This is a genomic window from Pseudomonas edaphica (assembly GCF_005863185.1).
Classification (GTDB): Bacteria; Pseudomonadota; Gammaproteobacteria; order Pseudomonadales; family Pseudomonadaceae; genus Aquipseudomonas; species Aquipseudomonas edaphica.
The window spans coordinates 1-2117 of record NZ_VBVZ01000843.1; the positions used below are offsets into that span (position 1 = coordinate 1).

The following is a 2117-nucleotide window of genomic DNA, read 5'->3' on the forward strand; positions in this document are numbered from 1 at the left end:
GAACCTCACTGTCGACGATATTGCCGCCATGTCCCACGGCGGCGCCGACCTGTCCTATGACTTCATCACGCGCCCGGCGTATCAGCATGCCTTGCTGCTGGGCGACACCGAATTTTTGCGCCTGATGCTGCGCGAGATGCACAGCCAGGGCATTGACCCAGGCTCCTTGATTCATGCGTTGCAAAACCACGATGAGCTGACCCTGGAGCTGGTGCATTTCTGGACCCTGCACGCCCACGACAGTTACCTCTACCAAGGCCAGACGTTCCCCGGCAACAGCCTGCGTGAGCATATCCGCGAGCAGATGTACGAGCGCCTGGCCGGCGAGCATGCGCCGTATAACCTCAAGTTCGTCACCAATGGGGTTTCCTGCACCACCGCCAGCATTATCACGGCAGCCTTGGGCATCCGTGACCTGGAGGCGATCACGCCGGCCGATATCGAGCAGATCCGCCGGATCCATGTGCTGCTGGTGATGTACAACGCCATGCAGCCTGGGGTGTTTGCCCTGTCGGGTTGGGACCTGGTCGGCGCGTTACCGTTGGCGGCCGATGCGGTTGCCCATTTGATGGGCGATGGCGACACGCGCTGGATTCATCGCGGCGCCTATGACCTGGTGGATTTGAACCCGGATGCTGAGCTGTCCGCCGGCCAGATGCCGCGCGCACAAACCTTGTACGGCAGCCTCAACAGCCAGTTGCAGGACCCGGACTCGTTTGCGTCCCAGTTGCAGAAAATTCTCGCCGTGCGCAACGCCTATGGAATCGCCGCCAGCCGCCAGATCCTGGTGCCGGATGTGGAGCACCCGGGGCTGCTGATCATGGTTCACGAGTTGCCAGCGGGGAAGGGCACGCAAATCACCGCGCTCAATTTCGGCTCTACGGCGCTGACCGAAACCCTGCACCTGCCCGACATTGCGCCGGGGCCGGTGGTGGACATCATCAATGAGCGGGTCGAGGGCGATCTCACCGCTGAAGGTGAGTTCACCATCACGTTGGACGCGTATGAGGGGTTGGCGCTGCGGGTGGTCAGCCATTCGCCGATGCTTTAGGGGCGCGAAGCGCTGATCGACTCGTCGATCAGCGCTGATTATGCGTTTGCCGGGAGAATGAATAACATGCAACTTACGCAATATTAAATAAATTAATATGCGCTTGATGAATTTTGTTGTTCGGGCTAGCGTAGTGCCAATGGCCACTTTCGAGCACCGGCCACTGACCTGCCGAGGAATTTCCCATGCCTTTACTTCGAATCGACCTGGCCGCCGACACCTCCACTGAAACCGCCGCTGCGATTGGCGATGTGGTCTACGCCGCCATGACCAGCGTGGCCAATGTGCCTGAACACGACAAATTCCAGATCATCAATCGTCACGCCAAGGATGAGTTGGTGTATCCGGCGGCGGGTTATCTTGGGGTTACCTACACGCCGAATATCGTGTTTATCCAGGTGACCTGGAGCGCCGGGCGTAGCATCGCGGTAAAAAAGGCTTTTTATAAATGTATCGCTGAGGGCATCCACGCCAAAACCGGGCTGCGCAAAGAGGATGTGTGGATCAACCTGGTGGATGTGAAACGCGAGGATTGGTCGTTTGGCAACGGAGAGATGCAGTACGTGCCCGACGAGTGAGGCAGGCCCGCAAGCAGGCGGCGACTCAGTGATGAGTCGCCGCCGTTTTTATTGGGCGTTCAACGCTTGTAGAAACTGGGTGTGTTTCAGCGTTTGCGAGAACATGGGCAAGGTGAAGTTCTCGGCGGCGTGTTGTTGCTCATCACTGAAGGTCGCGGTGCAGTCGGTCAACGTCACCACGTCGTAGCCTTTCTCATAGCCCGAACGAACCGTGCCTTCAACGCAGCAATTGGTCAAAAAGCCTGCGACGACCAGGTTCTGGATGCCGTTGTTGCGCAGCACCAGGTCCAGGCCGGTGGTGGCAAACGCATCCAGGCCGCGTTTGCCTTCTATGAGGATGTCTGCCGGCTCACGGCTCAGTGCCTCGCTGATGTCCGCGCCCCAGCTGCCGGCCCGGAAGGCGCTGCCGTCTGCCACACCCTTGAGAATGCCGTAGGAGCGGTGCGTCAGCTCGGGGTAGCCGTCGGCAAATTGAATCGGCATATGGA

Annotated in this window: 2 protein-coding genes and 1 pseudogene; 2 read left to right on the forward strand and 1 reads right to left on the reverse strand. The window is 59.2% G+C overall.

Annotated elements, in window-relative coordinates; all coding sequences use genetic code 11:
• Together FEM54_RS31190 and FEM54_RS31195 are read left to right on the forward strand one after the other, a co-directional pair.
• Positions 1-1051, forward strand: a pseudogene (locus FEM54_RS31190) (maltose alpha-D-glucosyltransferase); the annotation flags it as partial.
• Positions 1052-1236: 185 nt separating this feature from the next.
• Complete coding sequence (locus FEM54_RS31195; RefSeq protein WP_138454131.1) at positions 1237-1629, forward strand: tautomerase family protein; 393 nt, start codon at positions 1237-1239, stop codon at positions 1627-1629.
• Between the two features lie 48 nt (positions 1630-1677).
• Here FEM54_RS31195 and FEM54_RS31200 read toward each other — a convergent pair.
• The coding region (locus FEM54_RS31200) for a cysteine hydrolase family protein (protein WP_138454132.1) at positions 1678-2117 on the reverse strand (440 nt) is incomplete at its 5' end.

What these genes read in the sequence shown, in the direction of transcription:
- FEM54_RS31195 (WP_138454131.1), top strand. Translation starts at nt 1,237, where the DNA reads ATGCCTTTACTTCGAATCGACCTGGCCGCCGACACCTCCACTGAAACC.